This is a genomic window from Streptomyces sp. NPDC088197 (assembly GCF_044741185.1).
GTDB lineage: Bacteria > Actinomycetota > Actinomycetes > Streptomycetales > Streptomycetaceae > Actinacidiphila.
Genome location: NZ_JBIUSD010000007.1, coordinates 16176 through 42706 on the forward strand (window position 1 = coordinate 16176; position 26531 = coordinate 42706).

23 protein-coding genes and 2 pseudogenes are annotated in these 26531 nt (G+C 71.0%); 9 read left to right on the plus strand and 16 right to left on the minus strand.

All coding sequences use genetic code 11. The features are described 5' to 3' along the window. Positions 1-173: 173 nt before the first annotated feature. Both hemC and ACIOC1_RS18300 read left to right on the plus strand, forming a co-directional pair. A complete protein-coding gene (gene hemC, locus ACIOC1_RS18295) occupies positions 174-1166 on the plus strand; it encodes a hydroxymethylbilane synthase (RefSeq protein WP_355340673.1) in 993 nt (330 codons plus the stop codon). After that, positions 1163-2824, plus strand: coding sequence for a bifunctional uroporphyrinogen-III C-methyltransferase/uroporphyrinogen-III synthase (locus ACIOC1_RS18300; protein WP_355340670.1), 1662 nt, complete (start codon positions 1163-1165; stop codon positions 2822-2824). The genes hemC and ACIOC1_RS18300 overlap by 4 nt, the downstream gene beginning before the upstream one ends. A gap of 92 nt (positions 2825-2916) precedes the next feature. Here the strand turns inward: ACIOC1_RS18300 and ACIOC1_RS18305 are convergent, their stop codons facing one another. After that, positions 2917-5145, minus strand: coding sequence for an AAA family ATPase (locus ACIOC1_RS18305; RefSeq protein WP_355340743.1), 2229 nt, complete (start codon positions 5143-5145; stop codon positions 2917-2919). A 160-nt stretch (positions 5146-5305) separates the two neighbouring features. Here ACIOC1_RS18305 and ACIOC1_RS18310 point away from each other — a divergent pair, with 160 nt between their 5' ends. Further along, entirely contained in the window at positions 5306-5455 is a 150-nt protein-coding gene (locus tag ACIOC1_RS18310) for a hypothetical protein (protein WP_401855359.1), read from the plus strand. 306 nt (positions 5456-5761) lie between these two features. After that, positions 5762-6748 (plus strand): porphobilinogen synthase, encoded by a 987-nt coding sequence (gene hemB / locus ACIOC1_RS18315; protein ID WP_401855362.1) that lies wholly within the window; start codon positions 5762-5764, stop codon positions 6746-6748. 17 nt (positions 6749-6765) lie between these two features. Here the strand turns inward: hemB and ACIOC1_RS18320 are convergent, their stop codons facing one another. Together ACIOC1_RS18320 and ACIOC1_RS18325 are read right to left on the minus strand one after the other, a co-directional pair. After that, a complete protein-coding gene (locus tag ACIOC1_RS18320; RefSeq protein WP_355340662.1) occupies positions 6766-7662 on the minus strand; it encodes a patatin-like phospholipase family protein in 897 nt (298 codons plus the stop codon). A gap of 71 nt (positions 7663-7733) precedes the next feature. Then, a complete protein-coding gene (locus ACIOC1_RS18325) occupies positions 7734-9050 on the minus strand; it encodes a hypothetical protein (RefSeq protein WP_401855365.1) in 1317 nt (438 codons plus the stop codon). Between the two features lie 11 nt (positions 9051-9061). On the opposite strand from ACIOC1_RS18325, the pseudogene ACIOC1_RS18330 reads away from it, so the two are divergent. Next, a pseudogene (locus ACIOC1_RS18330) lies at positions 9062-9136 on the plus strand (hypothetical protein); the annotation flags it as partial. A gap of 114 nt (positions 9137-9250) precedes the next feature. Here ACIOC1_RS18330 and ACIOC1_RS18335 read toward each other — a convergent pair. The 4 genes and pseudogenes from ACIOC1_RS18335 to ACIOC1_RS18350 form a co-directional block, all read right to left on the minus strand. After that, positions 9251-10261, minus strand: a pseudogene (locus ACIOC1_RS18335) (fatty acid desaturase family protein); the annotation flags it as partial. A 136-nt stretch (positions 10262-10397) separates the two neighbouring features. Then, complete coding sequence (locus tag ACIOC1_RS18340; protein WP_401855368.1) at positions 10398-11618, minus strand: acyltransferase family protein; 1221 nt, start codon at positions 11616-11618, stop codon at positions 10398-10400. Positions 11619-11697: 79 nt separating this feature from the next. Then, positions 11698-11991, minus strand: a complete 294-nt coding sequence (locus tag ACIOC1_RS18345) for a DUF397 domain-containing protein (protein ID WP_391123901.1) — start codon at positions 11989-11991, stop codon at positions 11698-11700. Next, entirely contained in the window at positions 11991-12824 is an 834-nt protein-coding gene (locus tag ACIOC1_RS18350; RefSeq protein WP_401308956.1) for a helix-turn-helix domain-containing protein, read from the minus strand. Before ACIOC1_RS18350 ends, ACIOC1_RS18345 begins: the two co-directional genes overlap by 1 nt. Before the next feature lie 114 nt (positions 12825-12938). Here ACIOC1_RS18350 and ACIOC1_RS18355 point away from each other — a divergent pair, with 114 nt between their 5' ends. Then, positions 12939-13355 carry an ATP-binding protein gene (locus ACIOC1_RS18355; protein ID WP_401308959.1) on the plus strand — a complete coding sequence of 139 codons (417 nt, stop codon included), beginning with the start codon at positions 12939-12941 and terminating at the stop codon, positions 13353-13355. A 7-nt stretch (positions 13356-13362) separates the two neighbouring features. On the opposite strand, the gene ACIOC1_RS18360 is transcribed toward ACIOC1_RS18355, so the two are convergent. The 8 genes from ACIOC1_RS18360 to ACIOC1_RS18395 all read right to left on the minus strand — a co-directional run bounded on the left by ACIOC1_RS18360 (position 13363) and on the right by ACIOC1_RS18395 (position 20955). Continuing rightward, positions 13363-14172, minus strand: a complete 810-nt coding sequence (locus ACIOC1_RS18360) for a DUF4253 domain-containing protein (RefSeq protein WP_391163540.1) — start codon at positions 14170-14172, stop codon at positions 13363-13365. An 853-nt stretch (positions 14173-15025) separates the two neighbouring features. Further along, positions 15026-15766, minus strand: a complete 741-nt coding sequence (locus ACIOC1_RS18365) for a chitinase (protein ID WP_401855372.1) — start codon at positions 15764-15766, stop codon at positions 15026-15028. A gap of 179 nt (positions 15767-15945) precedes the next feature. Beyond that, on the minus strand, positions 15946-16524 hold the full coding sequence (locus ACIOC1_RS18370; RefSeq protein WP_355340636.1) for a YbhB/YbcL family Raf kinase inhibitor-like protein: 579 nt from the start codon (positions 16522-16524) through the stop codon (positions 15946-15948). A gap of 34 nt (positions 16525-16558) precedes the next feature. Then, positions 16559-18280 carry an MFS transporter gene (locus ACIOC1_RS18375; protein ID WP_401855375.1) on the minus strand — a complete coding sequence of 574 codons (1722 nt, stop codon included), beginning with the start codon at positions 18278-18280 and terminating at the stop codon, positions 16559-16561. Between the two features lie 61 nt (positions 18281-18341). Further along, complete coding sequence (locus tag ACIOC1_RS18380; protein ID WP_391163538.1) at positions 18342-18782, minus strand: MarR family transcriptional regulator; 441 nt, start codon at positions 18780-18782, stop codon at positions 18342-18344. A 112-nt stretch (positions 18783-18894) separates the two neighbouring features. After that, positions 18895-19668, minus strand: coding sequence for a DUF899 family protein (locus ACIOC1_RS18385; protein WP_401855378.1), 774 nt, complete (start codon positions 19666-19668; stop codon positions 18895-18897). 79 nt (positions 19669-19747) lie between these two features. After that, positions 19748-20251, minus strand: a complete 504-nt coding sequence (locus ACIOC1_RS18390; RefSeq protein ID WP_401855381.1) for a MarR family winged helix-turn-helix transcriptional regulator — start codon at positions 20249-20251, stop codon at positions 19748-19750. Then, the gene (locus tag ACIOC1_RS18395) at positions 20245-20955 is read right to left on the minus strand and encodes an SDR family oxidoreductase (RefSeq protein ID WP_401855383.1); all 711 of its coding nucleotides are present in this window, start codon (positions 20953-20955) and stop codon (positions 20245-20247) included. Before ACIOC1_RS18395 ends, ACIOC1_RS18390 begins: the two co-directional genes overlap by 7 nt. Before the next feature lie 286 nt (positions 20956-21241). On the opposite strand from ACIOC1_RS18395, the gene ACIOC1_RS18400 reads away from it, so the two are divergent. Together ACIOC1_RS18400 and ACIOC1_RS18405 are read left to right on the plus strand one after the other, a co-directional pair. Further along, positions 21242-21955, plus strand: coding sequence for a GAF and ANTAR domain-containing protein (locus tag ACIOC1_RS18400; RefSeq protein ID WP_355340618.1), 714 nt, complete (start codon positions 21242-21244; stop codon positions 21953-21955). A 5-nt stretch (positions 21956-21960) separates the two neighbouring features. Continuing rightward, positions 21961-22710 carry a GAF and ANTAR domain-containing protein gene (locus tag ACIOC1_RS18405; protein ID WP_355340616.1) on the plus strand — a complete coding sequence of 250 codons (750 nt, stop codon included), beginning with the start codon at positions 21961-21963 and terminating at the stop codon, positions 22708-22710. A 3-nt stretch (positions 22711-22713) separates the two neighbouring features. On the opposite strand, the gene argS is transcribed toward ACIOC1_RS18405, so the two are convergent. Further along, positions 22714-24498, minus strand: a complete 1785-nt coding sequence (gene argS / locus ACIOC1_RS18410; protein ID WP_391163534.1) for an arginine--tRNA ligase — start codon at positions 24496-24498, stop codon at positions 22714-22716. A gap of 226 nt (positions 24499-24724) precedes the next feature. Between argS and lysS the strand changes: the two genes are divergently transcribed. Next, the gene (lysS, locus tag ACIOC1_RS18415; RefSeq protein WP_401855388.1) at positions 24725-26464 is read left to right on the plus strand and encodes a lysine--tRNA ligase; all 1740 of its coding nucleotides are present in this window, start codon (positions 24725-24727) and stop codon (positions 26462-26464) included. The last annotated feature ends 67 nt before the right edge of the window (positions 26465-26531 follow it).

The window sequence follows — 26531 nt, forward strand, 5'->3', positions numbered from 1 at the left end:
CGGTGCCGGACGCGGCTGGACGTGCCCCGCAGGGGCGCGGGGAACTGCGCGGCCGGCCGGTGACGGCCGGTGGTCCGGGAACAACCGGCAGTGCCCCGCTGGACCCGGCGCAGACGAGCGGCGCCGCCGCGGCTGAGGCCGCGGTGCCCCGCGCCCCCGAGGGGGCACCCTCCGTGCGCGAGGAAGCCGTCGAGGGGGCACCCTCCTCGCACGGGGCGCAGCCCCTTCGGCTGGGGACGCGGCGGAGCAAGCTGGCGATGGCGCAGTCGGGCATGGTCGCCGCCCAGGTGACGGAACTGACCGGCCGCCCGGTCGAGTTGGTCGAGATCACCACGTACGGCGACGTCTCGCGCGAGAATCTGGCCCAGATCGGCGGCACCGGCGTCTTCGTGTCGGCCCTGAGGGACGCCCTCCTGGCCGGCGAGATCGACTTCGCGGTGCACAGCCTCAAAGACCTGCCCACCGCGGCGGCGGACGGCCTGACGCTCGCGGCGATCCCGGTACGGGAGGACCCGCGGGACGCACTCGTGGCCCGCGACGGCCTGACGTTCGAGACGCTGCCCGACGGAGCGCGGGTCGGCACGGGCTCCCCGCGACGGATGGCGCAGCTCAACGCGTGGGCACGGTCACACGGCAGGGCCGTGGAGACGGTGCCGATCCGTGGCAATGTTGACACCCGCATCGGGTACGTTACTTCCGGCACGCTCGACGCGGTCGTACTGGCCGCCGCCGGGCTGAACCGTATCGGCAGGCTCGCGGAGGCGAGCGAGCTGATCGCTGCCGACGCCGTACTGCCCGCTCCCGGCCAGGGAGCGTTGGCGGTCGAATGCGCCGCCTCCAACCAGGAGTTGGCCGCACAGCTCGCCGAGCTCGACGACCCGTTCACCCGGGTCGCCGTGACCGCCGAGCGATCCCTGCTCGCCGCCCTCGAAGCCGGCTGCTCCGCCCCTGTGGGCGCGCTCGCCGACCTCGTGGCCGACGGGCAGACTACCGAGCTGCGCCTGCGCGGTGTCGTCGGCACGACCGACGGCGCCTCACTGGTGCAGATGTCCATCACCGGCCCCGTACCGGCGTCCGACGACGAAGCGCGTGCCCTCGGGCGCGAGTTGGCCGTCGAGATGCTCGCCAAGGGTGCGGCCGGTCTTATGGGGGAGCGCGCACTTTGAACCCCGCCGCCGTCGCTGCAACGACGAACACCGCCGGGACCGCCGGTTCCAACCGACCTTCTTCCGGCCACGTCACCTTCCTCGGTGCCGGGCCCGGAGACCCCGGGCTGCTGACCTTGCGCGCTGTGGAGGCGCTGGCCCGTGCCGACCTGCTGGTCGGCGACGCGCCGGTGCTCGACGTGGTCCGCACGCACGCCCGCGCGGACGTGGGCACGGCCCAACCCGCCGCAGACGGCGAGGTGTTGGACATCTCCGCTGTCTCGGCTGCTGCCACCCAGCTTGTCATGGCGTCCGCGCGGACCGGAAAGCGGGTCGTCCGTGCGGTCGCGGGCGACCCCGGCCTCGACTCGTCCGCGGCCGAGGAGATGCTGGCGTGTGCCCACGCGGGCATCCCGTTCGAGGTCGTGCCCGGCGTGGCCGCCGCCGTCGGCGTACCCGCCTACGCGGGCGTGCACTTGAGCAGTGACGTGCGCTTCGTGGACGCGGCCACCGCCGGCGACCGCTGTTGGAACGAGGTGGGCGCGAGCGACGCGACGCTGGTGGTCTCCACCACGCTCCAGACCGTCGCGATCGCCACCGCGGAACTCATCGCCGCCGGACGCAAGCCCGACACCCCGCTGTCGGTGACCGTCGCCGGGACCACCACCCGGCAGCGCACCTGGACCGCGACGCTGGCCACCATCGCCGCGGAGCTGAAGGCGACCAAGGCGTTGCCGACGCCCGAGGGACCGATCGCCGCGATAGCCGTCGTCGGCGAACGCACCGCCCAGCGCCAGCACTTGTCGTGGTTCGAGACCAAGCCGCTGTTCGGCTGGCGGGTCCTGGTGCCGCGCACGAAGGAGCAGGCGGCGTCGCTGTCCGACCAACTCCGCTCGTACGGCGCCGTGCCGCACGAGGTGCCGACCATCGCGGTCGAACCGCCGCGCACCCCGCAGCAGATGGAGCGGGCCGTCAAGGGCCTGGTGACCGGACGCTACGAGTGGATCGCCTTCACGTCGGTGAACGCCGTCAAGGCGGTGCGCGAGAAGTTCGAGGAGTACGGGCTCGACGCGCGGGCCTTCGCCGGTATCAAGGTCGCCGCGGTCGGCGAGCAGACCGCCCAGTCGCTGGTGGAGTTCGGCGTCAAGCCGGACCTGGTGCCCAGCGGCGAGCAGTCCGCGGCCGGGCTGCTGGAGGACTGGCCGCCGTACGACCCGGTCTTCGACCCGATCGACCGCGTCTTCCTGCCGCGCGCCGACATCGCCACCGAGACGCTGGTGGCCGGACTGGTCGAGCTGGGCTGGGAGGTGGACGACGTGACGGCCTACCGGACCGTGCGCGCCTCGCCGCCGCCCGCCGACACCCGTGAGGCCATCAAGGGCGGCGGATTCGACGCGGTGCTGTTCACCTCGTCCTCGACCGTGCGCAATCTCGTCGGCATCGCGGGCAAGCCGCACAATGTCACCGTGATCGCCTGCATCGGGCCCGCCACCGCCAAGACGGCGGAGGAGCACGGGCTGCGGGTGGACGTCATGTCGCCCGAGCCGTCCGTGCTCGCCCTCGCGCAGGCCCTCGCCGACTTCGGTACGGCCCGCCGGGTCGCGGCCGAGGAGGCGGGCGACCCGGTGACCCGTCCCAGCGAGCGCCGTCCCGGCTCGCGCAGAAGGGCCCGCGTCTAGGGCCCGGATCTGAGGCCCGGATCTGAGGCCCGCGTCCAGGGCCCGGACCCAGGGCCCGCGTCGAGGACCTGGTGGGCCCCACGGGCCCACGACTACCGCAGCGCCGGGGGCAGTTGCTCCCGGTGGACGACGCCCAGGCGCTGCGTGGCGCGGGTGAGCGCCACATACAGGTCGCTCGATCCGAACCGGGCGGGCTCCACGACCAGCACATGGTCGAACTCAAGGCCCTTGGCCTGGCGCGGGGCCAGCAGCACCAACGGCCGGGTCAGGTCGGGCGCTTCGCCCGCCGTGACACCGTCCAGCGCGGCGGCGATCTCCTCGTGCAGCTCGCGCGGCGCGATCACCGCCAGGCGGCCCTGCCCCGGCAGCGGCGTCAGCTCCGCGGCGGCCTTGGCGACCGTCCCCGCCAGATCCCCGCCCGCGTCCCGCGTCCACGGCCGCTCGCCGGTCGACCGCACCGACACCGGCAGGACGTACCGCGGGTCCTGCGCCCGTACGACCCTGGCCGCCAGCTCCATGATCTCGGCGGGCGTACGGTAGTTGACCTTCAACGTGACGTGCTCGAAGCGGTCCCCGACGTACGGCCGCAGGATGTTCTCCCACGAGCCGACGCCCGCCGCCTCCGACGTCTGCGCCGGGTCGCCGACCAGCGTCAGCGAACGCGTCGGGGTGCGGCGCATCAGCAGCCGCCACGCCATCGGCGACAGGTCCTGCGCCTCGTCCACGATGATGTGCCCGAACGCCCAGGTGCGGTCGGCGGCGGCGCGTTCGGCCGCGCTGCGGTGGTCGTCCTCCTCGTGCCGCTCCGCCATCCGCTCGGCGTCGATGATGTCGTGCGCGGCCAGGACCTCGGACTCCTCGTCCTCGAACTCGTACGACTCCGAGCCCCGCGACAGCTCCAGCACGCCCTGCGCGTAGGCGATCCGCTCCTGCCGTACGGCCTCCTCGGCCGCCAGCCGGGCGCTGTCGTCCACGCCGAGGAGTTCGGCGGCCTCGTCCAGCAGGGGGACGTCCGCGGGCGTCCACGGGGCGTCGAGGGGGTTGTCGGGGCGCGGGCGCCGGATCGCGTCGGCGTCCTCGGCGGGCAGGTACACCGGCGCGGCCAGATAGTCGGCCAGGAACGCCTCGGGGGTCAGCGGCGGCCACAACTCGTCGACGGCGGCGTGGACTTCCTTGCTCGCCGCGATGGCCCGGCCGAGCAGCGCGATGTCGTCGGGCCCGAGGAAGTTGGGCCCGCCGTACGGGTCGGCGCCGATCCGCTCGGCGAGCTGAGCGGTCAGCGCGTCGATCACGCGGAAGACGAAGTGCGGGCGGCCGAGGTTGTGCGGCAGCAGGGTGTCGCGGGCCGCCTGCCGGGCCTCGTACGCGATCTCCCAGTCGAGGATGAGGTCGCCGTCGTCGTGCCGGATGATCAACGGGGCGCCGGGCTCGGGCAGTTGCTGCCGGTCGCGGACGGCCGTCGCCAGCGCCTCGGCCATCTCCTCGCCGCCCTTGACGGCGGCGGCGCGCGGCGTGTCGGTGCCGGTGGCGTGGACGCCGGGGAAGAGTTCGGCCTGGGTGGCGAGCAGGACGCCGGTCTCGCCGAGGGCGGGCAGCACCTCTTCGATGTAGCGCAGGAACGCCGGGTTGGGGCCGACGATCAACACCGCGCGCTTGGAGAGCAGTTCGCGCTGCTCGTACAGCAGGAACGCGGCCCGGTGCAGGGCGACGGCGGTCTTGCCGGTGCCGGGGCCGCCCTCCACGACCAGGACGCCCCGGTGCGGGGCGCGGATGATGGTGTCCTGCTCGGCCTGGATGGTCCGCACGATGTCGCCCATCCGGCCGGTGCGCGCGGAGTTGAGCGCCGCGAGCAGCACGCTGTCGCCGTTGGGGTCCTCGAAGCCGGTGCGTTCGCCGTCGGCCAGGTCCAGGATCTCGTCGTGCAGCTCGGTGACGGTGCGGCCCTCGCTGGCGATGTGGCGGCGGCGCCGCAGGCCCATCGGGGTGTGCCCGGTGGCGAGGTAGAAGGGGCGGGCGACGGGCGCGCGCCAGTCGATGAGCAGCGGCGTACGGTCGGCGTCGTCCTCGCGGATGCCGATCCGGCCGATGTGGTGCGTGGCGCCGTCGGAGCGGTCGACGCGGCCGAAGCACAGCGAACCGTCGACCGCGTTCAGCGCCGCGAGCAGGCCGGAGCGCTCCGCGACCCGGATGTCGCGTTCGAGCCGCGCCTGGAGGCCGGTGCCGACCGGCGTCAGCGCGTCCTCGACGCCCTGCGCCGCCACACCGCGCAGCGCGTCGACCCGCGCGTGGACGCGGTCGATGAATTCCTGCTCTTCCCGCAATTCGACGCTTTCCCGATTTGACAAAACGGCTCCCCGTCGGATATGGTTCTTCTTGTTGGCCCCGTGATCGGCGCCTTTCTCATGTGCGCTGAATGCGCGCAGAAGAAACCAATATACGCGTGGCGATCCCCGGTCGGCAATTGCCCACCGGGGATTTCTCGTGCCCCGCGGCCCGTACCCGGTCGTCCTCTCCTCGCCCGGCGCGGGCGACCCGCGCTCGATGGGCACCACGCTCTACGACGACCTCGCCTCGCCCGGCTACGACCGCCCCTCGCACCGCTGCCCGGAGGCGCGCTTCTTCTCCGGGTGAGCCCGGCCCGCATCGGCAAGGCGCATTCACCAGGCCGCGACACCCCCTGGGCCGCGACGCCGATGGCCCGTCGGCAACGCCCGAATTTCCGGTGGCCGCCTTTCCGCGGATACGGCGGCGGCCGACGAATTGCGCGGCGCGGAAGCGAACGGATCTTCTTCTCCTCCGCATTGCCGCGGGCCTTTGCGGAGCCGACTGGGCGTCGGGAAAAGCACACCGGGAGCGGGCGTACCGTGGGAGAGAGCCCTCGATCGTGAGGGTGCCTCGATCTCCACGGGTTCGGACCCACGGGAAGGCGGCGCAGCCATGAGCAGCCAATACGGCGAGTTTCCGGGCGCGCGCCCGCGACGTCTGCGGACGACCCCGGCGATGCGCCGCATGGTCGCCGAGACCCGGCTGTCCCCGGCGGAGCTGATCCTGCCGATGTTCGTCCGCGAGGGCATCAGCGCCCCGCAGGAGATCTCCTCCATGCCCGGCGTCGTCCAGCACACCCGCGACTCGCTGCGCAAGGCGGCGGCGGAAGCGGCGGCGGCCGGGGTCGGCGGCATCATGCTCTTCGGCGTGCCCGAGGTGAAGGACGCGGTCGGCAGCCAGGGCACCGAGCCCGACGGCATCCTCCAACTCGGCATCCGCGACGTCGTGTCCGAGGTCGGCGACGCGCTCGTGGTGATGTCCGACCTGTGTCTGGACGAGTACACCGACCACGGTCACTGCGGCGTGCTCGACGCCGAGGGCCGCGTCGACAACGACGCCACGCTGGAGCGCTACGCCGAGATGGCCCAGGTCCAGGCCGACGCGGGCGTCCACGTGGTCGGCCCCTCCGGCATGATGGACGGTCAGGTCGGCGTCGTACGCGACGCGTTGGACGAGATCGGCAAGCAGGATGTGGCGATCCTCGCGTACACCGCGAAGTACGCCTCCGCCTTCTACGGCCCCTTCCGCGAGGCCGTCAACTCCTCGCTCAAGGGCGACCGCAAGACGTATCAGCAGGACCCGGCCAACCTCCGTGAGGCGATGCGCGAGCTGGCGCTGGACCTGGAGGAGGGCGCCGACATGGTGATGGTCAAGCCCGCCCTGCCCTATCTGGACGTGCTGCGCCGCGTCGCCGACGAGGTGAACGTGCCCGTCGCCGCGTATCAGATCTCCGGTGAGTACGCGATGGTCGAGGCCGCCGCCGCGAACGGCTGGATCGACCGCGACCGCGCGATCATGGAGACGCTGACGTCCATCCGCCGGGCGGGCGCGAACATGATCCTCACGTACTGGGCGACCGAGGCCGCCCATCGGCTCTAGGGCCCGCCGGACAGGCCCTAGCCCGCCCCTGCCTCCGAGAAGTCCTCGAACTCGCAGTCGGACAGCGCCGCCAGGGCGTCGGCGTACCCCAACTCCTCGGCCCGCAGCAGCCGTTTGCGGTCGGTCTCCGTCCGGCTGGTCAGGACGTCCGGGTCGGACGGGGTGACGCGGTGGATCGGGACGGACCCGAACGAGCCCTGGACCATGATCTGTTCGGAGACCCGCGCCAGCGGGTTGTAGGCGAGCATCAGGCCGCGCACCGGGGCGGATATGCCGGGCGCGGTACGGATGACCAGCGCCTCCTTGCCGCTGAGGTGGTGGCCGAGCGAGCCCGCGCCGACCGTGGAGACGGCGATGACGGCGCTCGGATTGCGCGCCAGCGCGCGCAGCAGCGGCAGCGGGTCGGAGATGCCGCCGTCCACGTACGTCTGGGACCGCAGCCGGACCCGCCGGTGGTAGAGCACCGGGATGGCCATGGTGGCCCGCAGCACCTCGAAGAGTTCGGCGTCCGAGGTGCACCGGCCGAGGTCGAAGTACTCGGCGATGGACGTGACCGCGTTGGTGACGGCGACTTCGAAGGTCAGCGCGTGCTTGGTCAGGCTGGCCACCGAGAGCCCGGTCTGCTCGCGGATGACGGAGACGAGCAGGTCGACGTCGACCATCTTCGTCACGCGCCTGCTGTCGATGAAGTTCCGGCCGCTGAGGTCGTCCAGGAACGTCTTCACCAGCCCGGTGAGGTCCGGCGCGTCGTCGGCCCGCGCCTGCCCGGCGAGCACCGCCCCGGCCACGCACCCGGCGCTGGAGGAGTGCACGGAACCCACCTTGCTGTGGATGCCGAGGTCGACCATGCCGCGGACGACCCCCAGCGCGTAGATGGACCGCATCGCGCCACCTTGAACAGCGACCGAAAGCATCGGGGCTCCTTGACTACGGTGAGTACGGTGATCGCGGGGATGGCGACCACGGCCAGCGGCTACGGCTACGGCTACGGCTTGATGAGCTTGATGACCTGGACGGCGATGGCGACCGTCGGCGCGAGGACGGACAACGCGCCCGCGAACAGCAGGCCGTTTCGGATCGGCATGGACGGCAACTTCTGTACGTCGCGCAGGCGTTGCAGCGCCACCAGGTAGCGCACCCCGGCGGACGGATCGGTCGAGTCGGGGTCCGGCATGGCGGCGATGATCTGGTCGATCTGCTCCTTGCGGTCGACCCGCACCTGCCGCCTGATGTGCGTCATCGAGCCGATGAACACATAGAGCACCATGCCCACGAAAGCCGCCAGGCACAACAGCGTCGGATAGGTGCCGATGGCCGGCTGGAGGAAGAAGAACATGGCGAAGGACGTCGCGAAGGTGCAGGTGAGTCCGCCCTGGAGGTTGGACACCGCCTGCCGCAGCTTCGCCCAGCCGTAGAAGTTGTCGGGGTTGAGCGGGTTGGTGCCGAATTTGTACTCGTTCTTCAACTGCTTGAGGAATTTGACGTAGTGGATGCCGACGACGCCCTCCGCGTACGCCATGTACATCCCGACCGTGCCCATGAAGATCCACACCACACCGCCGAAGGTGACCGGCGCGGCCCGCCCCCACCACTGGTCGTACAGCGCGTCGGAGCCCAGGAAGTGGAAGAGGTGGCCCTGGAGGCGGAGGTTGATGCCGGTGACGACGGCGACGATGCCGAGCAGCACCAGCCAGGAGTATTTGCCGTGCTTGGCGTATTTGGCGTTGAGGTCGTCCACGGCCGACTTCAGGTGGGCGCGCGCCTGGTCGTCGCAGCGGATGCAGCCGGACTTGTCCAGGCTCTCGTGGAGGGTCTGGAGGCTGCGGAAGATGCCGTAGACCAGCGGGACGGACCAGGCGATCGAGAAGGTCAGGATGCAGGAGGGGTAGTCGCGCAGGAACGGTACGGCGTTCGCGTCCGGGTCCGCGCTCTCGCGCCGCGACAGGAACGACCACACGTCCGAGAGCACGCTGAGGTCCCAGTGCGGCCGGTAGAACGAGTTCATGATCAGCGCCGACCAGGACACGAGCAGGCAGGCGAGGAGCACCGCCCAGATCGCGACGACGTACGGCGACCGCTCGTCCTCGGGGCTGCCGACGGGGCCCGGCGTCACGGACCGTTTCTTCAGCAGCCGCGAGACGAGGATCGGCTCGACGAGGAAGGGCTTGATGTTCAGCGCTTCGGAGGTGATCGGGACGGGCGTGGGAGGCGGGCCAGGGGGCGGGACCGGGGTCGGCCCCCCCGCGCCTCCGGCGCCCCCGGCGGTCGGCACGGGAATCGGTCCGGTGGTCGGTGCGGTCACAGTTTCCCCCCGTGTCCAGCGGTGTCCTGCGGTGCCGGGTTCTTTCCCGCGCAGTTCTGTCCCGCGCAGTTCTGTCCCGCGCAGTTCTGTCCCGTGCAGTTCTGTCCCGTGCCGCTCTCCGGCACGGAAAGCGCCCGGATGAGCCGGCCGTGCGATTTCACGGCCGCCCACATCGACGGATGCGTCCGTACCGCCATTTCGGTTCCGGCGAGCAGGGCGACGAGACGTTCCGTCGCCGCCGGGAGTTCGGGAAAGGTCAGCGTGGGCGCGAGGTGATGGACGCAGTGATACGTCGTGCCGCCGCTGAGCCAGTACCAGAATCCCCGGCCGCCGCCCACGTCGGTGGACCGGGAGAGCTGAGCGGAAAGCGATTCCGTTCCGTCGACGGAAGGACCGTATTCGGCCAGATCCGTATTGTGCTGCACCTGGGTGATCAGCGAGACGAAGGTCCCGCATATCAAGTGGAACAGCAGATACGTCAGCAGCGCCCGGCGCGTCGGCAGCACCAGGAAGACCGGAATCCAGACAACGGCGTGCGGCAGGTACTTGTCGGCCAGCAGAAACCACGGCCAGCCGCGCCCCCGGGGCCCGACCACCCGCCGGACGACCGCCTGCCGTGTCGTCCACAGCTCGCTCGGCTTGAGCATGTTCAGCGTGGAGAACGGCAGCAGCAGCCACATGTAGAGGTGCTGCGCGCGGTGCAGGGCGTGCCACGGCTGCTCGGCGGTCACCCGCCCGAACCAGCCGAACTGGATGTCCGGGTCGAACGCCGGATTTCCCACGTACCGGTGGTGCAACCGCACGTGCTTGTGAAACCACCAGCGCGGCCCGAGGCCGATCGCCGCCGACCCCGCACGCAGCACGGCTTCCGACCTCCACCGGCCGCCGCGCACATTTCCGTGCACCGCGTCGTGGAACCAGGACCCGACCATGGAAACGGACGCCAGTGCGAAAAGCGTGATTCCGCCGAACCACGCGATACCGCCGGGCGAGACGAACGGCGACCGTGCGAAGGCGAGTACCAGAACGTATCCGGCGGACATGAGCGCGACCCGTACCGCGAAGTCCACGGCATAACGGGAAGCGGGCGGTCTGGCCCTTCGGGATAACTCCGACTGCCGAAATCCGCGCAGAAGGTGATCGGACGCAGGCGGGCCCGATTCGAGCGGGGGAGTGGAGGCTAATGGACCTGAGGAGATACGGCTCTGCATTGGTGCTCTCCGGTGCCTGTACGCCCCGAAAGCGGCGGACGATTGGCAGACCGTAGCACCGCCGGTAACCGGCGGTGCGCGGTTTCGTCCAAGGCGATACGCGGAGATACGCCCGAGTCCGGTGGGTTTTCTGGTGCTACCCGGCGGTCGCTTCCGAGTCGGGCCCGGTTGTCGGCGCGGGGACCGGCTTGGCCGGTTTGGCCGGCTTCTCGGGCAGCAGCCAGTTCTTCAGCGCCTTGGCCAGCGGCGTCTCCACGTATGTGTGGACGAGCCAGGCCGCCAGCAGCATCACGGCGACCAGCGCCGGAACCAGGATGCGGGCCGGGAGCACCCCGTGCGTGTGCCGGATGATCTCCCACCCGATGTCTTCGTGCAGCAGATACAACGGATACGTCATCGCACCGGCGACCGTCAGCCAGCGCCAGTTGAAGAAGTTCAGCTTCCCGAGCGCGGCGCCCAGGACGAGACCGTAGAAGATGCTCACGACGGCCAGCGACCACCACCACGACAGATTGGTGTGCGTGGACGCCTCGGCGCTGGCCACCAGATCCGTGAGCTGGTTCTGTGCCATCAGCCAGGACGCCCCCAGCAGCAGCCACAGTATGGGCGTGGGCCCCACCCGGTGCATCAGGTAGATCACGATGCCGCTGACGAAGAAGGCCGCGTACTGGGGAACGATCATCAACTGCAGCAGATCGATCCCCGACTGCGGCGCGATTCCGGCCAGCAACAGCCAGGCGATGCAGAAGGTGACCACTCGCCTGTAGGTCAGCCCCATCATCGCCACGACCATGAACAGCAGGTAGAACCGCAGCTCCACCCAGAGCGACCAGTACACGCCGTCCACGTCCTGCGCGCCCAGCAGCTCCTGGAACATCGTGACATTCGTCAGCACGTCGCTCGCGGCAAGGGTCGTTCCCCCCGGCCGCGTCACCAGCACCGTCGTGGTCACCGCGATGGCGAACCAGTACGCCGGATAGAGCCGGACGAACCGCGACACGGCGAACTGCTTCGGCGTCCGCCCCCAGCACGACATGCAGATGACGAACCCGCTGATCAGGAAGAACAGCTCGACGCCCAGCCATCCGTACCCGGCCACCTCGTGGACGCCGGGGAAGACCGCGCGCGAGGACTTCCCCCACGGGGACTCGAACCAGTCGTCGAAGCCCATGTAGTGGTAGGCGACCACCATGAGCGCGGCTATCAGCCGCAGACCGTCCAGCACGTACAGCCGCTTCTTCGGCTGCGGTGCCGCGCTCCCGGCCTTGCCTCCGGCGGCGGGCTCAGGGACCGGTGCGAGGTCGGGCAGCGGCGCGGAGCCGGTGGGGGCGGCATCTCCGCGAACAACGGTGCTCATAGGTGGGGTGTCCTAGAGGTGAACTGAGGCGAATTGGGGATTCCGCCCACCTTACCCCCGGGTAATTTTTAGGAATGTCCTAAAGAAGTGGCGTTTTATCGGTCATATCGGAACCCGGCGCCGCCGTGGCGGTGGCGGTCGCGGCGAAGGTGGCGAAGGCCGCCCATGCGGCCGGGGTGAACGTGAGGCTCGGACCCTGGGGGTCCTTGGAGTCCCGCACGTGCACGGCGGCCGGGTGAGCCGCGACCTCGATGCACTCGCCGCCCTGCTCGCTGCTGTAACTCGACTTACGCCAGGCGTAGGCGATCTCGACACAGTCGCCGCCCTGGCTACCGCTGTAGCTGGACTTGAACCACTTCAGTGGGGCGCTCATCACTCTCCTAGCAACCGGTCCAACAGACCCTTCGACTCAAAGGGGTTGAGGGCCTGGGAGCGCAGCATCGCATATTTGCGAGCCAGGATGCTCACGCCGTCTGGGTCGTGAATGATCTGGCTGCCGCGCTGAGTTTCAGCGTAGGCGAGATGATCGTGTTCCGGCGTCTCGATGAGAACGAACGGACCGGAGAGCCCCGCGTGAGCGGACAAGCCGAGAGGCATGATCTGGATTGTCACGCCCGGCGTGTCCGCGCATTGTCGCAGGTGGCGGAGCTGGTTTCGGTAGGTGGCCTCGTCGCCGAGGCGATCCATCAGCACGGCCTCGGAGATGACGAAGCTCGTCGAGGGCGGCACTCTGCGATGGAGGATGTCCTGCCGTTTGATACGCGCAGCTACGCGTAATTCAAGCTCGTCCTCATCGACCGTGGGGATGTCGTTGCTCAAGACGGCGCGCGCGTAGTCCTCGGTCTGGAGCAGTCCGGGCAGCACCTGGTTCGCGTAGAAGGAGAGAGTGATGGCCTCGTGCTCGTAGTCCATGTACTCGGCTGCCCACTCCGGGAACACGTCCATCTCGGGGAGGTGTGCCACCGCGACCTCCAGGGCGCCCTTCGTTACGAGTAGGCGATCCAGCTCTCGGGCCAGGGTGAGCGTGAGCGGGCGCCGTCCCTGCTCTATTGACGCGAGCTTGCTCTCGCTGACGATGATGAGCGTGGCCAACTCCGCCTGTGTGTGACCCGCCGCAATGCGGAACAAGGCTAAGAGCGCGCCCACGGACTGGAAGGCGGACTTGTTCTTCTTCGGCTTCGGCTGCTGCCGTTTGCGTGGTGGCATACGACCGTAACTACCCCACTTCCACCCGACCCGTATCGGCCGTTACCCGTACACGCGACATGTACGGGTAACGGGTCTAGTACACCCCGAACACGCTGCGCGACGCTGAGCTTCATGAACGAAGACGTCCAGCACCTGGACCGCCGGGAGCGGTTCTACCGTCGGGAACGGCGCTCGGTCCCCGCCGCGCGGGAGTTCGCGCGGGAAGCCCTCACCGCGTGGGGATTCGAGAGCCGGGAGGACGAAGTCCTCCTGTGTGTCAGCGAGTTGGCGACCAACGCGCTGCTGCACGGCGTGCCCCCGGGGCGCGGCTTCCTCTTACTGCTGCGCCGCGACCTCGGCACCACCTTGCGGGTCGAGGTGCACGACAGCGGCGGCGGCCGTCCGCACCTGGCCGACCGGCTGGGGCGTGAGCGCGATCAGGAGGAGTCCGGGCGCGGGCTCGTCCTGGTCGACGCGCTGGCCGACAAGTGGGACGTGGGGGAGCGGAACCCCGGCAAGATCGTGTGGTGCGAGTTCGCCGCCCGCTGACCGGGCGTCAGTCCCACCAGAAGGACCACGTGTGGACGTCGAGGACGGCCTTCTCCGCGTACTCGCGCAGCGTCTCGTAGGTGCCCTGGTCGATGTTGTCCGGGCAGAAGGCGTAGTGCTCGGCGGCGACGGCCTCGGCTTCCTCCCGGGTGCTCGGGGGCGCGGCGACGGAGACGGTGAGGCGGTCGAAGGCGAGGGCGATGACGCGTATGCCGAACCGGTCCTCCCACGAGCGGAGCACGGCGCACAGGCGGGCGGGGTCGCTCTCGTAGTTGAGCGGGCCGCTCCAGCCGATCGCTGCGGGTATGTCGGCGCTGCGGCGGGCGTGGACGAGGGCCGCGCGCGGATTCTCCAGCCAGCCGGAGCCGACCATGTCGGCGGTGACCTCGGCGGCCAGGTCGTCGGGGTCGTCCACGGCCTTCGCGGCGGGGGCCAGGCCCGGCCACGCCGCGCCGTACGGCGCGAGGACGTCGTCCTCCTCGACGTCCTCGGCGTCCTCCTCGATCAGGCCCGCCCAGAACTCGGCGAGCACTTCCTCGGCGTCGTGGTCCCCGGCGTACGACGCGTGGTCGGGCATCAACTGCCAGTCCACCGGGCCTTTCGAGTACGGCGCGCTCGCCTCTATCAGCAGCGGTTGCAGGCCCGCCGCCCGCGCGGGCAGCAGGCTCGCCCACGCGCCGTCCGCCGCGGGGCCGTCCGCCATCCACAGCAGCGGCTCGTGCCAGCGGCCCTCGAACGTCGTGTCGACCAATGTGCCCGCGGGCAGCCGCAGGTCCAACTCCGCGAGTCGCGGCAGGGGGTTAGGAAGCATCGCCATGCGCCCGACTCTAGGGGCGACCACTGACAGCCGGACAGCCGTGCGTCCCGGACCGTGGGGACGGGATCCGGGACGTACGGTGCGGCCCTGCGGGCCGGGCTTTCCCGGCGGTCAGGCGCCGGGCCCCGGCCCGGCTCCGCGGGGCCTCGTCAGAGGACCGGGCCCGTGCTGTGGCGGTCGGGATACCAGTCCCAGCCGTCCGCGCAGTACCAGACGCCGTGGTGCCGGTAGCACTCGTCGGCCATCGCCGAGGGCCGCCCCTGTCGTGCGGGTCCGGCGGCCGAGGCCGGGCCTGACACAGAGGCGAGCAAAAGTATTGCCAGCGCCGTGATCGCAGCCGTCCGACCGAGCAACTTCCGCATGCTCAAACTCCTGTTGACCTGGGGGACAGGGACGCCTGATCCCTACCACCCCGGCCTCCTCCCCTACGCGCATATGCCACCTTTCCCCCAAGTAGCTCATCCCCTCCGGGGTGCGGCGCCGGTGCGGTTCTTCTGCCGGAACGCCGGCCACGTGCTTTTAGGGGGCGCGCCCCCAGACGGCTTTCTCACCAGTGCGGCTGGCCGATCCTTTTAGGGGCGCGGGGAACTGCGCGCTCAGCCCGCGCGGTGGTGCGCCTTTGAGAACCGGCCCCAGCGGGGCAGATGCTGTTGTTTTCGGGCTGACAGCCCGGTGGGGGCTGGTCGCGCAGTTCCCCGCGCCCCTGAAAAGACCGGCCAGCCGTCCTGGCAGGGGAACCGCCGAGGGGCGCGCCCCTGAAAAGATCGGCCGGCCGCCCGGCGGAAAGAACTGCACAGAGGCGCGCGCCTCAAAAGATCGGCTAGCCGCCCCGGCAGGGGGACCGGTGAGGGGGTCAGCAGGAGAGGTTGCCGCCGCCGACGTCGGTGCCGAGGAGGCGGGTGAAATTCTTGTAGAGGTTGATGCGGTCGTTGCGCTCGTCCGGATTCTTGCCGTTGCATTCGAGGTCGCCGTTGATGCTGCGGATGGTCTCACCGAAGCCCTTGCCGTTGACCATCGCGTTGTGCGGGGTCATCCTTCCGGCGCCGCTCTGGGTGTTCCAGAACCACAGCCCGGTCTTCCAGGACACGGCGGCGTCGCGCTGCACCAGGGACGGGTTGTGCAGCAGGTCGATGCCGAGGGCGTCACCGGCGGCCTTGTAGTTGAAGTTCCAGCTCAACTGGAGAGGGCCGCGCCCGTAGTAGGCGGCGGTGCCGGCCGGGCAGCCGTAGGGCTGGCCGCGGTCGCAGTAGTGGGAGTAGTTGGCGGTGTTCTGCTCGACCACGTACCGCAGGCCGCCGGTCTCGTGGCTCACGTTGGCCAGGAAGGCCGCCGCCTCGCGCTTGCGCGCCGAGCCGTCGCCGGAGCGGGCGAAGCCGGGGTAGGCGTCCAGCGCGCGGACCAGGCCCTGGTAGGTGTAGAAGGAGTTCCGCGCCGGGAACATCTGGCCGAACTGGGCCTCGCTGACGACGAACGAACCGGCCGCCGCGGCGGGCGCCGCCGGAACGGCGACCGCGAGCCCGCTCGCGACGGCGGCGGCGCTGAGCACCGCCAGAAGGCGGGACCGGGTGCGGGACACGGCACGGGACAGGGACATCTGCGCTCCTTGGGTGAGGCGGGCACGCGTCGCTCGCCGCCCGGACGGGACGGTCCGGGCGGGGGGAGACGGAGAGCGACGCAACGGCCGCCAGAATTACAGCCGTTCGCCCGAAATGCGCATATGACGCGCCGATATGCCGTCAAGAGTGTGGATCACACGGCCGCGGCCGGCCGGGGTCAGCGCTCGTACACCCCGGTCAGCCGGCCGCGGGCGAGGACAGGGGAGGCGACGGCGGGCAGGACGGTACGAGGGCGGGCGCGGGTCAGGTCCTTCGTGGTCGGGGCGCCGTCGGTCACGGGGGCGGCGAGGGCGAAGAGCTGGAAGACGTAGCGGTGCGGGCCGTGGCCCTTGATCGGCGCGGGACCGTGGTAGCCGCGGCCGATGGTCGACCGCAGCACCCGTACGCCCGGGGCGGGTTGGCGCGCGGACAGGGCGCCGGTGTCCAGGCGGCCGGCCGTCGCCGGGTCGATCAGGGCGAGGCAGTGCACGGCGGGCTTGGACATGGGGACGTCGATGTCCTCGACGGACAGCAGGAGTTGGGCGGTGCCGTCCGGGAGCGGGGTCCACGCCAGGCGCGGGGAGAGGTCGGCGCCGCCGACGTTCTTCGCGCACTGCTCCAGCGGCAGGGGGCCGCCGTCCGTGAAGTCCTCGCTGGTGAGGGTCAGCAGGTCGGGGCCCTGGAGGTTGGGCAGGTGCCACGCCGCGTGGGCGTCGCCCGACTTGCGGTTGCTGAGGAGTCGGCCGAGCAGGGGCATGTGTCTCTCCTGGGGTGAGGGGCCGTCGGCGGCGTCAGGGAGCCGTGGACGGCTGGTGCTCGCGCTTCCGGCGCTCGCGGCCGGGAGCGGCGGGGTTGGCGCCGCGCAGCATCGAGGCGACGGCGGCGAGGAAGGCGAGGACGGCGCCGAAGGCGAACACGATGACCAGGCCGGAGTGGAAGGGCCCCGAGATCAGGTCGGGGAAGAACTCGTGTCCGGTCAGCGTCTGCCGCTGCGCCGCCGTCAGACGTGCCAGGGTGCCGGTGGGTTCGAGCAGGTGCTGCACCGGGTTGACGCCGAGCTGCGCGGCGAACAGGGACGAGACCGGGGGCAGGCCGCCGACCTGGGCCGCGACGTGCGCCGGTACGCCCTGCTGCCGCAGGCCGCTGGTGAGGGTGTGCGGGAGGCTGCTGGCCAGTCCGGCGATCATCAGGGAGAAGAAGACGCCGATGGACACGGCGGTGCCCGAATTCTGGAAGGTCGCCCGCATGCCGGACGCGACCCCGCGCAGCTCGTCCGGCACGCTGCCCATGATCGAGGAGGAGTTGGGGGAGGCGAACATGCCGCTCGCGATCCCGTTGAGCGCGATCAGCAGCGCGAAGATCCAGTAGCTGAAGTCGATCGGCAGGAGCATCAGGCCGAGGAAGCTGGCGCCGAACAGCAGCGCGCCGCCGGTGGCCAGGCCGCGGGAGCCGATCCGGTCCGACAGATAGCCGGAGACCGGGCCCGCGGCGAGGAAACCGGCGGTCAGCGGCAGCATGAAGATGCCCGCCCACAGGGGCGTGTCGCTGTAGTCGTAGCCGTGCAGCGGCAGCCAGATGCCCTGGAGCCAGATGATCAGCACGAACTGCATGCCGCCGCGGCCGATCGAGATGGCCAGGCCCGCCAGATTGCCGAAGGTGAAGGCCCGCAGCCGGAACAGCCCCAGTTGGATCATCGGCGAGGTGGCGCGTCTCTCGATGACGACGAACGCCGTCAGCAGGGCGAGGCCGCCGACGACCAGGGCGACGACCAGCGGATTCGTCCAGCCCATGGTGTGGCCGCCGTAGGGCTGGAGGCCGAAGGTGACCGCGATCAGCACCGCGCTCAGGCCCACCGCGAAGGTGATGTTGCCCCACCAGTCGACACGGCCGCCGCCGCGCTTTCCGGTGTCGCGCAGGGTGCGGTACGCCCACAGGGTGAAGAAGACGCCGACCGGCACGTTCACCCAGAACACCGCGCGCCAGTCCCACGCGGCGAGCAGGCCGCCCGCGACCAGGCCGATGAACATCCCGGCCAGGGCCGCGACCTGGTTGATCCCGAGCGCGAAGCCGCGCTGCTCCTTGGGGAAGGCGTCGACCAGGATCGCGGCGGAGTTGGCCGTCAGCATCGAGCCGCCCACGGCTTGCAGCACCCGCCAGCCGATCAGCCACATCGCGCCGTGGCCGCCGTCGTACGGGTCGAAGGAGAGCAGGATCGAGGCGAAGGTGAAGACGGCGAAACCGGAGTTGTAGATACGGACCCGGCCGTACATGTCGCCGAGGCGGCCGACGGTGACGACGAGGACGGCCTGGACCAGCCGGTACCCCATGATCATCCACAGCAGGTACGCGATGTTGCCCGGCGCGAGCGGGTCCAGGTGGATGCCGCGGAAGATGGCGGGGAGCGCGATCAGGACGATCGAGCCGTCGAGCGCGGACATGAAGACGGCGGCGGTGGTGTTGGTCAGCGCCGTCCACTTGTACCGGTCGCCCAGCGCCTGGGAGGGATGGGACATCGGCTCGCTTCCTGTCGCGTCCGGGGGCTTCCCGACGGGTCCTCGGGCGGGGTCCGTCGCGTCAGACGGCCTGGGCCAGCCGGTCGAGCAGGGGGGCCGCCGCCGCGAGCTGTGCCAGTTCGGCCGGGGTGAACGCGCCGCTGGTCAGGGCCCGGGTGATCTGCTCGGTGCGCGCGTTGCGCTTGTCCTCCAGCGCCCGCCGGCCCGCCTCGGTCACCGTCAGCACCACGCGCCTGCCGTCGTCCGGGTCCTGGCCGCGGTCGACCAGGCCGCGGTCCCGCAGCCCGGCGAGGGTGGTGCCCATGGCCTGGGCGGTGATCTGCACCTGCCGGGCCAGGGCGGAGGAGGTCGTGGGGCCCGAGCGGTTCAGGAGCGACAACGCCGTCCGCTCGGGCATGGTGAGGCCCCCGCCGGTGGGCACCTGCCGGGCGCGGCGCACCAGTGCGCCGACGCCGGTCAGGAGGGAGGCGGCGACGGCTGCGGGGTCCAGATCCTCATTCATATGCTAAGGCTACCTTATCAACCTGCCTTATCTGTTTTTCGTCTCACGGAAGTGAGGGCGGGGGCGGGGTGGCGTGCGGGCGGGCGGGCGCGTCAACGGCGTCCGCGGCGCGTCAGTGGTGTTCGCCGCCGCGGCCCAGGGTCTGCTCGGCGGTCACGCCGGGACGCGTCCACTGCGGTACGGGCCGGCTGGTCGGGCCCCAGGTCGCGTTCCCGTCCACGTCCGCGCGCCAGTACCAGCACGGACCGTTCCCCTCGGGCCAGCCCTCCGGCGTGTCCTGCCACGCCTCGCGCCGCCCGTACGGCGTCATGTCCAGCAGCGCGAAGCTCCCGCTGGCCGCCTCGGTGCCGCGGCCCGTCGTGTCGTACGTGAGGAACGTACGGTCGCCGTCGCGCAGGTAGGAGGTGAGGTGGCCCATCGCCCCGCCGACCGGCGCGGCCACGTCGCGCACCGAGTACCAGGGCTCGGTGTAGCCCATGAACTCCACGAACGGCGGGACCTCCTCCCAGCGTCCCGTCGTCAGCACGGCCCACGAGATGCCGCGCGCGTTCAGATACGCGGCGTCCTTCATGTGCCACGCCGTGACCGTGCACCCCTCGCACTGGCCCTGGTGGGGCGCCCCGTCGTGCCACATGTGCTTGTAGACCAGCAGCTCGTTCCGCCCCTGGAACAGGTCCCTGAACGGCACCGGGCCCTGCGCGCCCGTCACCTCCACCGACCCGTCGAACTCCACCATCGGCAACCGGCGCCGCGCCGCCGCGATGGCGTCCCCCTCGCGCGTATGGGCCTTCTCCCTGATCAGCAGCTCGTCCCGCGCCGCCTGCCACGTCTCCATGTCCACCACCGGCGGCCGTCCGCCGCCCGCTTCGCCCTGGGTGCTCGTCACGATGTCCTCCGCGCTCTGTCGTGAGTGTTCTCGGCCGTGTCTTCGGCCGTGTCCGGCGCCGGATTTCCGGCGGCGGTCACTACAAGAGACTCGGGGCGGGCCCGGAACTCATCGCGGAGGTGAGGCGGGTCAGGAGGGTGGTGAGGTGGGCGAGGTCTTTCCGGGAGAGGGCGGAGAGGGCCGGCGGGGGGCGGTGGAGGATCGCGTCGGCGGTGGCGATGGCGTCGTGGCCCGCCGGGGTGAGGGTGACGAGCTTGCGGCGGCGGTCGGCGGGGTGGGGGAGGCGTTCGACCAGGCCGTGGGATTCGAGTTTGTCGACGATCAGGGTGGTGTAGGGGGCGTCGGCGCCGATGGACGCGGCGAGTTGGGTGAGGGTCAGGGGCGCGTCGCGCAGGAGGAAGAGGGCCTTGCCGCGTCCGGCGCCGAGCCGGAAGCCGAGGGCTTCGGCCAGCTCGCCGTGGCGGTTGTGGGCCTCGACGAAGCCGTGCATGAGGGCCCAGACCGTCTCGGCGGAGGGGGCGGCGGGTTCCGCGTCCGGGTCCGTGGCCGACGTCGGGTCCGGGTCCGGGGGCGGGGTCACCATGCGACGGTGTTGCCGAGGTAGTCGACGTAGTGCAGGCCGGGGCTGTCCCGGAGGAAGTCGAGCGTCCTGACGACGTTCGGAATGCTCTCCTCGACGGTCAGCCGCCCGCCGGGTCCGCCGACGCCGATCCGCACCCAGCCGGGCGCCATCAGCACCAGCGGCCGGGACTCGCCCTCGTGCCGCGCCGCGTAGCTGCGCATGAAGGTGTTCAGCGCGGCCTTGCTGCCCCGGTACACCTCGTGCCCGCCGCGCTCGTTGTTGGCCACGCTGCCCTGGCCCGAGGACATGACCCCGATGGTGCCGGTCCCGGTCACGAGGTCCGAGAGCGTTTCGACGACCCGCAGCGGGCTCAGCGCGTTGGTCACCATGACCCGCACGAATTCCTCGGTCGACGTCTCCGCCACCGTCCCCTCGGGCTCGTTCGTGACGCCCGCGTTCACGAAGAGGAGGTCGAAGACGCGCCCCTCCAGCCGCTCGCGCACCGCCGTGACCTGCTCGGGGACCGTGACGTCCACCGTCTCGATCTCGACGCTGTCCGGGTGCGCCTCGGCGAGGTCGTGCAGCTCCGTCCGCCGGGTGCCGCGCACGGTCGCGACGACGTGCCACCCCTCGTGCTGCCACTCCCGCGCGAGGGCGAGGCCGAGGCCGCGGGAGGCGCCGATGAGCAGGACGCGCTTGCCGGATGCCGAATTGGTTGTAGTCATAACAATGATTGTGGGTCGTATAACTACCCGCGTCAAACGGAGCCGGGCTCCCCGAGCCGGGGATTTCGCGGGGCGCGCGGCCCCGACGACGTACACCGTCAACGTGGCGTGCGCCCGTAACCTCCGGAAAACGGGGCGATCGCGCACGCAGGGGATAAGGTCGGCGGGCGCACGGCGTCCGTCGTCCGTACAACACCCGGCTGAGGGGACGCCATGCGGGTGGCCGCTCGGACAGATCAGCCGCAGGACAAAGGGTGTTGGGCGCTGAGCCGTGATCAGTGACGCGATGGCGGAAGCACTGGTGTCGCTGCGCCGGGGCGAGTGGCCGCAGCGGGCGCGTCTCGCGGCCGTGGCGCTCGGGGTGGACGGCGTGTCGACGGCTCTGGCGGGGGACACCTCGCCGGGGAAGACCCCGGGGAGCCGGGAGGCGGCCGAAGTGCTCTGGTGCTCCGGCCCGTTGAGCCGTGCCTTCGAGGACTTGCAGTACACGGTCGGCGAGGGCCCGGCCGCCGACGCCGTACGTACCGGCCACGCCGTCCTGGCACCCGACCTGCGCCGCGTGCGCGCCGACCGCTGGCCCGCGCTGGTGCCGGAGGCCGAACGGCTGCCGGTCCGCGCGGTGTTCTGCTTCCCGATCGCGCTCGGCGCCATCCGGATCGGCGTGCTCACCGCCGTACGCGCCACGGCCGGGGCGCTCGGCACCGAACAGACCGGCGACGCCCTCGTCCTCGCCGACGCGCTGGCCGCCCGCTACCTGGGGGACGAGGGCGGCGCCGAACTGCCCGGCACGCTGTACAGCGCCGTCGTCCACCAGGCGGCGGGCATGGCGAGCGTGCAACTCGGCCTCCCGCTCGCGGACGCGCTCCTGCGCCTGCGGGCGCACGCCTTCCGGAGCGGGCGGCCCATCCGCGTCGTGGCGCATGATGTGGTGGCCAGACGGCTGCGCCTCGATGTCAACGGCGACGGCACCCTCCCCTCCACCGCAGCAGACAAGGACTGATCCCCATGACGCGTGTGCAACGCCTCACCGAAGTCTTCGTGGAGGTCGCCGACTCGCTCACCGACGACTTCGACATCATCGACTTCCTCCAGCGGCTCGCCCAGCGCTGCGCGGAACTGCTGGACATCGCGACGGTCGGCATCCTGCTCGTGGACGAGCACGGCACGCTGCACCCGCTGGCCGCGTCCGACGAGAGCACCCGGCTGCTGGAACTCTTCGCGTCCCAGCACGACCAGGGCCCGTGCGTGGAGTGCTTCCGCACCGGCGACGCCCGCATCGACGTGGACCTGACCGCGCCGATCACCCGGACCCGCTGGCCGCACTTCACCACGCGGGCCACCGAGGCCGGATTCGTCCGCACCCACGCCTTCCCGATGCGGCTGCGGCAGCGGGTGGTGGGCGCGCTCAGCCTCTTCCAGCGCGAGTCGACGCCGATCAGCGAGGAGGACCGGCTGCTGGCGCAGGCGCTCGCGGACATCGCCACGATCGCGATCCTCCAGCAGCGGACCCTGGAGCGCAGCCAGGTCGAGCGCGTGCAGCTCCAGACCGCGCTGACCAACCGGATCGTGATCGAGCAGGCCAAGGGCGTGCTCGCCGAGCGCTGGGGTCTGTCGGTGGACGACGCCTTCGGCGCCTTCCGCCGCTACGCCCGCGCGCACCACCTGCGGCTCGCGGCGCTCGCCTACGACGTCGTCCAGGGGGACTTCGACACAGCGGCGATCTTCCGCGAGCCGGAGGGGCCCGAGGGGTCCTAGCTCCTAGAGGCGCTCGGGGGTACGGATACCGAGCAGCGTCAGACCCTGCCGCAGGGTGCGGGCGGTGACGTCGCAGAGGAAGAGCCGGTTCTCCACCACGGCGGGGCTGTCCGCCTTGAGGACCGGGCACTGCTCGTAGAACGTCGCGAACGCCGAGGCCACCGAGAAGAGATACGCGGCGAGCTTGTGCGGCTCGTACGTCTCCGCCGTCGAGGCCAGCGCCTCGCCGAACTCGTCGAGCAGCAGCCCCAGCGCCCGCTCGGCGGGTGCCAGCGGCAGCTCGGGGTGGGCCGCGGGCCGCGCGTCGCCCGAGCGCCGGATGATCGACTGGATCCGGGCGTACGCGTACTGGATGTACACGCTCGTGTCGCCGTTGAGCGACACCATCCGGTCCAGGTCGAAGACGTAGTCCCGGCCCAGGGACGTGGACAGGTCCGCGTACTTCACCGCGCCGATGCCGACCTCGGCGCCGCGCTCGGCGACCTCCGCGTCCGACAGCTCGCCCTTGGTGTCCTTCTCCTTGACGACGGCCGTCGCCCGCTCCACCGCCTCGTCCAGCAGGTCCTCCAGCTTGACGCTCTCGCCCGCCCGGGTCTTGAACGGCTTGCCGTCCTTGCCGAGCACCGTGCCGAACGGGATGTGCTTGACGGTGACCTCGTCGGTCAGCCAGCCCGCCCGCCGGGCGGTCTCGAAGACCATCCGGAAGTGCAGCGCCTGCCGGGCGTCCACCACGTACAGCAAGGTGGTGGCGTGCAGATTCTGCGTCCGGTCCCGCACCGCCGACAGGTCGGTGGCCGGGTAGCCGAAGCCGCCGTCGGACTTGCGGACGATGAGCGGGACCGGCTCGCCGTCCTTGCCCTTGATGTCGTCGAAGAACACGCACAGCGCGCCGTCGGACCGGACCGCGACACCGGACTTCTCCAGCAGGTCGCTGGTCTCCACCAGCATGTCGTTGTACCCGGACTCGCCGACGATGTCCTCGTCCTGGATCGCGATGTCGAGCTTGTCGTAGACGGAGTGGAAGTAGATCAGCGACTCGTCGACCAGCCACTGCCAGATCTTCAGCGTCTCCGCGTCGCCCGACTGGAGCTCGACCAGCCGCTTGCGGGACCGGTCCTTGAACGCCTCGTCGGAGTCGAAGAGCGTCCGCGACGACTTGTAGAGCCGGTCGAGCCGGGACATCGACGCCTCACCGGCCACCGCGGAGTCCGCGGTGGTCTGCGTGCTCTCCAGCTCGTCCGGGTGCTCCATCAGGTACTGGACGAGCATGCCGAACTGGGTGCCCCAGTCGCCGATGTGGTGCCGCGGGATCACCGTCTCGCCGCTGAACCGCAGAATCCGCACGATCGCGTCGCCGATGACGGAGGACCGGAGGTGCCCGACGTGCATCTCCTTGGCGACATTCGGCTGCGCGTAGTCGATGACGGTGGTGCCGGGGTGCTCGGCCAGGGGTACGCCGAGCCGGTCGTCCGCTGCCCGCAGCGCGAGGTTGGCGGTGATCGCGGTGTCCGTGACCGAGATGTTGAGGAAGCCGGGTCCTGACACCTCGATCTCGCCGATCAGCCCGTCGGGGCCGTCCGCGGGCAGCCCGGCCAGCACGGCGGCGGCCAGCTCCCGGGGATTGGCCTTCGCCTTCTTGGCGAGGCCCAGCACGCCGTTGGCCTGGAAGTCGGCCCGGTCGCTTCGGCGCAGCAGCGGGTCGGCACCGTCGGCCGACGGCACGGCGGCCGCGAGGGCGGCCGAGACACGCTGCTGGAGTGAAGCGGACAGGGAGGTGACCGAGGCCATGGGTGTGCCGTTCCGTGTGTCGTGGATAGCGGACTTCGCCTCGCGGTGAGGCGAGGTCCCAGTGTCCCACGCGAGCCCCGATGGGCCGAGCCGGTTATCCACAGGTGGGGACGGAGCGGGCGAGTTATCCACAGGCCGGGTTATCCGCTGGCGATCGGGGGCCGGATGTCTGGGAGAATCGGAGCCGTCGGAACACCCCCATCGAACCCTCAGGAAGAAGAGGACCGTGGCTGAGAGCAACGAGGCCGACTGGGTCTCCCGTTTCGCGGACGACGTCATCGCCGAGTCGGAGCGCCGCGCACCCGGGAAACCCGTTGTCGTCGCGTCCGGGCTCAGCCCCTCGGGCCCGATCCACCTCGGGAATCTGCGCGAGGTCATGACCCCGCACCTGGTCGCCGACGAGGTGCGCAGGCGCGGGCACGAGGTCAGGCACCTGATCTCCTGGGACGACTACGACCGGTACCGCAAGGTCCCGGTCGGCATCCCCGGGGTCGACGAGTCGTGGGCCGAGCACATCGGCAAGCCGCTAACCTCGGTGCCCGCGCCCGCCGGGTCCTCGTATCCGAACTGGGCGGAGCACTTCAAGGCGCAGATGGCCGCGTCGCTGGCCGAGCTGGGCGTGGAGTACGACGGCATCAGCCAGACCGCCCAGTATCAGGCGGGCGCCTACCGCGCGCAGATCCTGCACGCGGTGCGGCACCGCGCCGACATCGACGCGATCCTCGACCAGTACCGGACGAAGAAGGCCCCGGCCAAGCAGCAGTCGCAGAAGCCGGTGGACGCGGCCGAGCTGGAGGCCGCCGAGGGCTCGGGCGCGGCGGGCGAGGACGACGGCAGCGGCTCCGGCGTGGGCTACTTCCCGTACAAGCCGTACTGCGCGGTCTGCGGCAAGGACCTCACCACGGTCACCGCGTACGACGACGAGACGACCGAGCTGACGTACACCTGCGCCTGCGGGCACGGGGAGACGGTCCGGCTGGAGGAGTTCGACCGCGGCAAGCTGGTGTGGAAGGTCGACTGGCCGATGCGCTGGGCGTACGAGGGCGTGATCTTCGAGCCGTCGGGCGTCGACCACTCCTCGCCGGGCTCGTCGTTCCAGGTCGGCGGGCAGATCGTCGGCCCGATCTTCGGCGGGAAGCAGCCGATCGGCCCGATGTACGCCTTCGTCGGCATCTCCGGCATGGCCAAGATGTCGTCGTCCAAGGGCGGTGTGCCCGTCCCCGCCGACGCGCTGCGGATCATGGAGCCGCAGATCCTGCGCTGGCTCTACGCCCGCCGCCGCCCCAACCAGTCCTTCAAGATCGCCTTCGACCAGGAGATCCAGCGGCTCTACGACGAGTGGGACGCGCTGGAGCGGAAGGTCGCCGAGGGCACCGCGCTCCCGGCCGACGTCGCCGCGCACAGCAGGGCCGCCCGCACCGCCGCCGGTGAGCTGCCGCGTACCGCGCGGCCGTTGCCGTACCGCACGCTGGCGTCGGTCGCCGACATCACCGCGGGCGCCGAGGCCCAGACGCTGCGCATCCTGACCGAGCTGGACCCGGACCGGCCGATCGGCTCGCTGGACGAGGTGCGGCCCCGGCTCGACCGCGCCGAGTCCTGGATCACCACCCAGGTGCCCGCCGAGCAGCGCACCGTGGTGCGCGCCGAGCCCGACACCGCCCGCCTCGCCGCCCTCGGCGACAGCGAGCGCGCCGGGCTCAAGCTCCTGGTGGACGGCCTCGACTCGCACTGGTCGCTGGACGGTCTGACGACCCTCGTCTACGCCGTGCCCAAGGTGCTGGCCGGTCTTGAGCCGGACGCCAAGCCGACTCCTGAGCTGAAGGTCGCCCAGCGGTCGTTCTTCGCCCTGCTCTACGAGCTGCTGGTCGGCCGCGACACCGGTCCGCGCCTTCCGACGCTGCTCCTCGCGGTGGGCGCCGACCGCGTCCGCACGCTGCTGGGCGAGGGCGCGGGCGAGGGCGCGTAGGGGCTCGTACGGCATCGGGGGCGGGACCGCGACCGCGGTTCCGCCCCCGTCGTATGCGTGGCCCCCG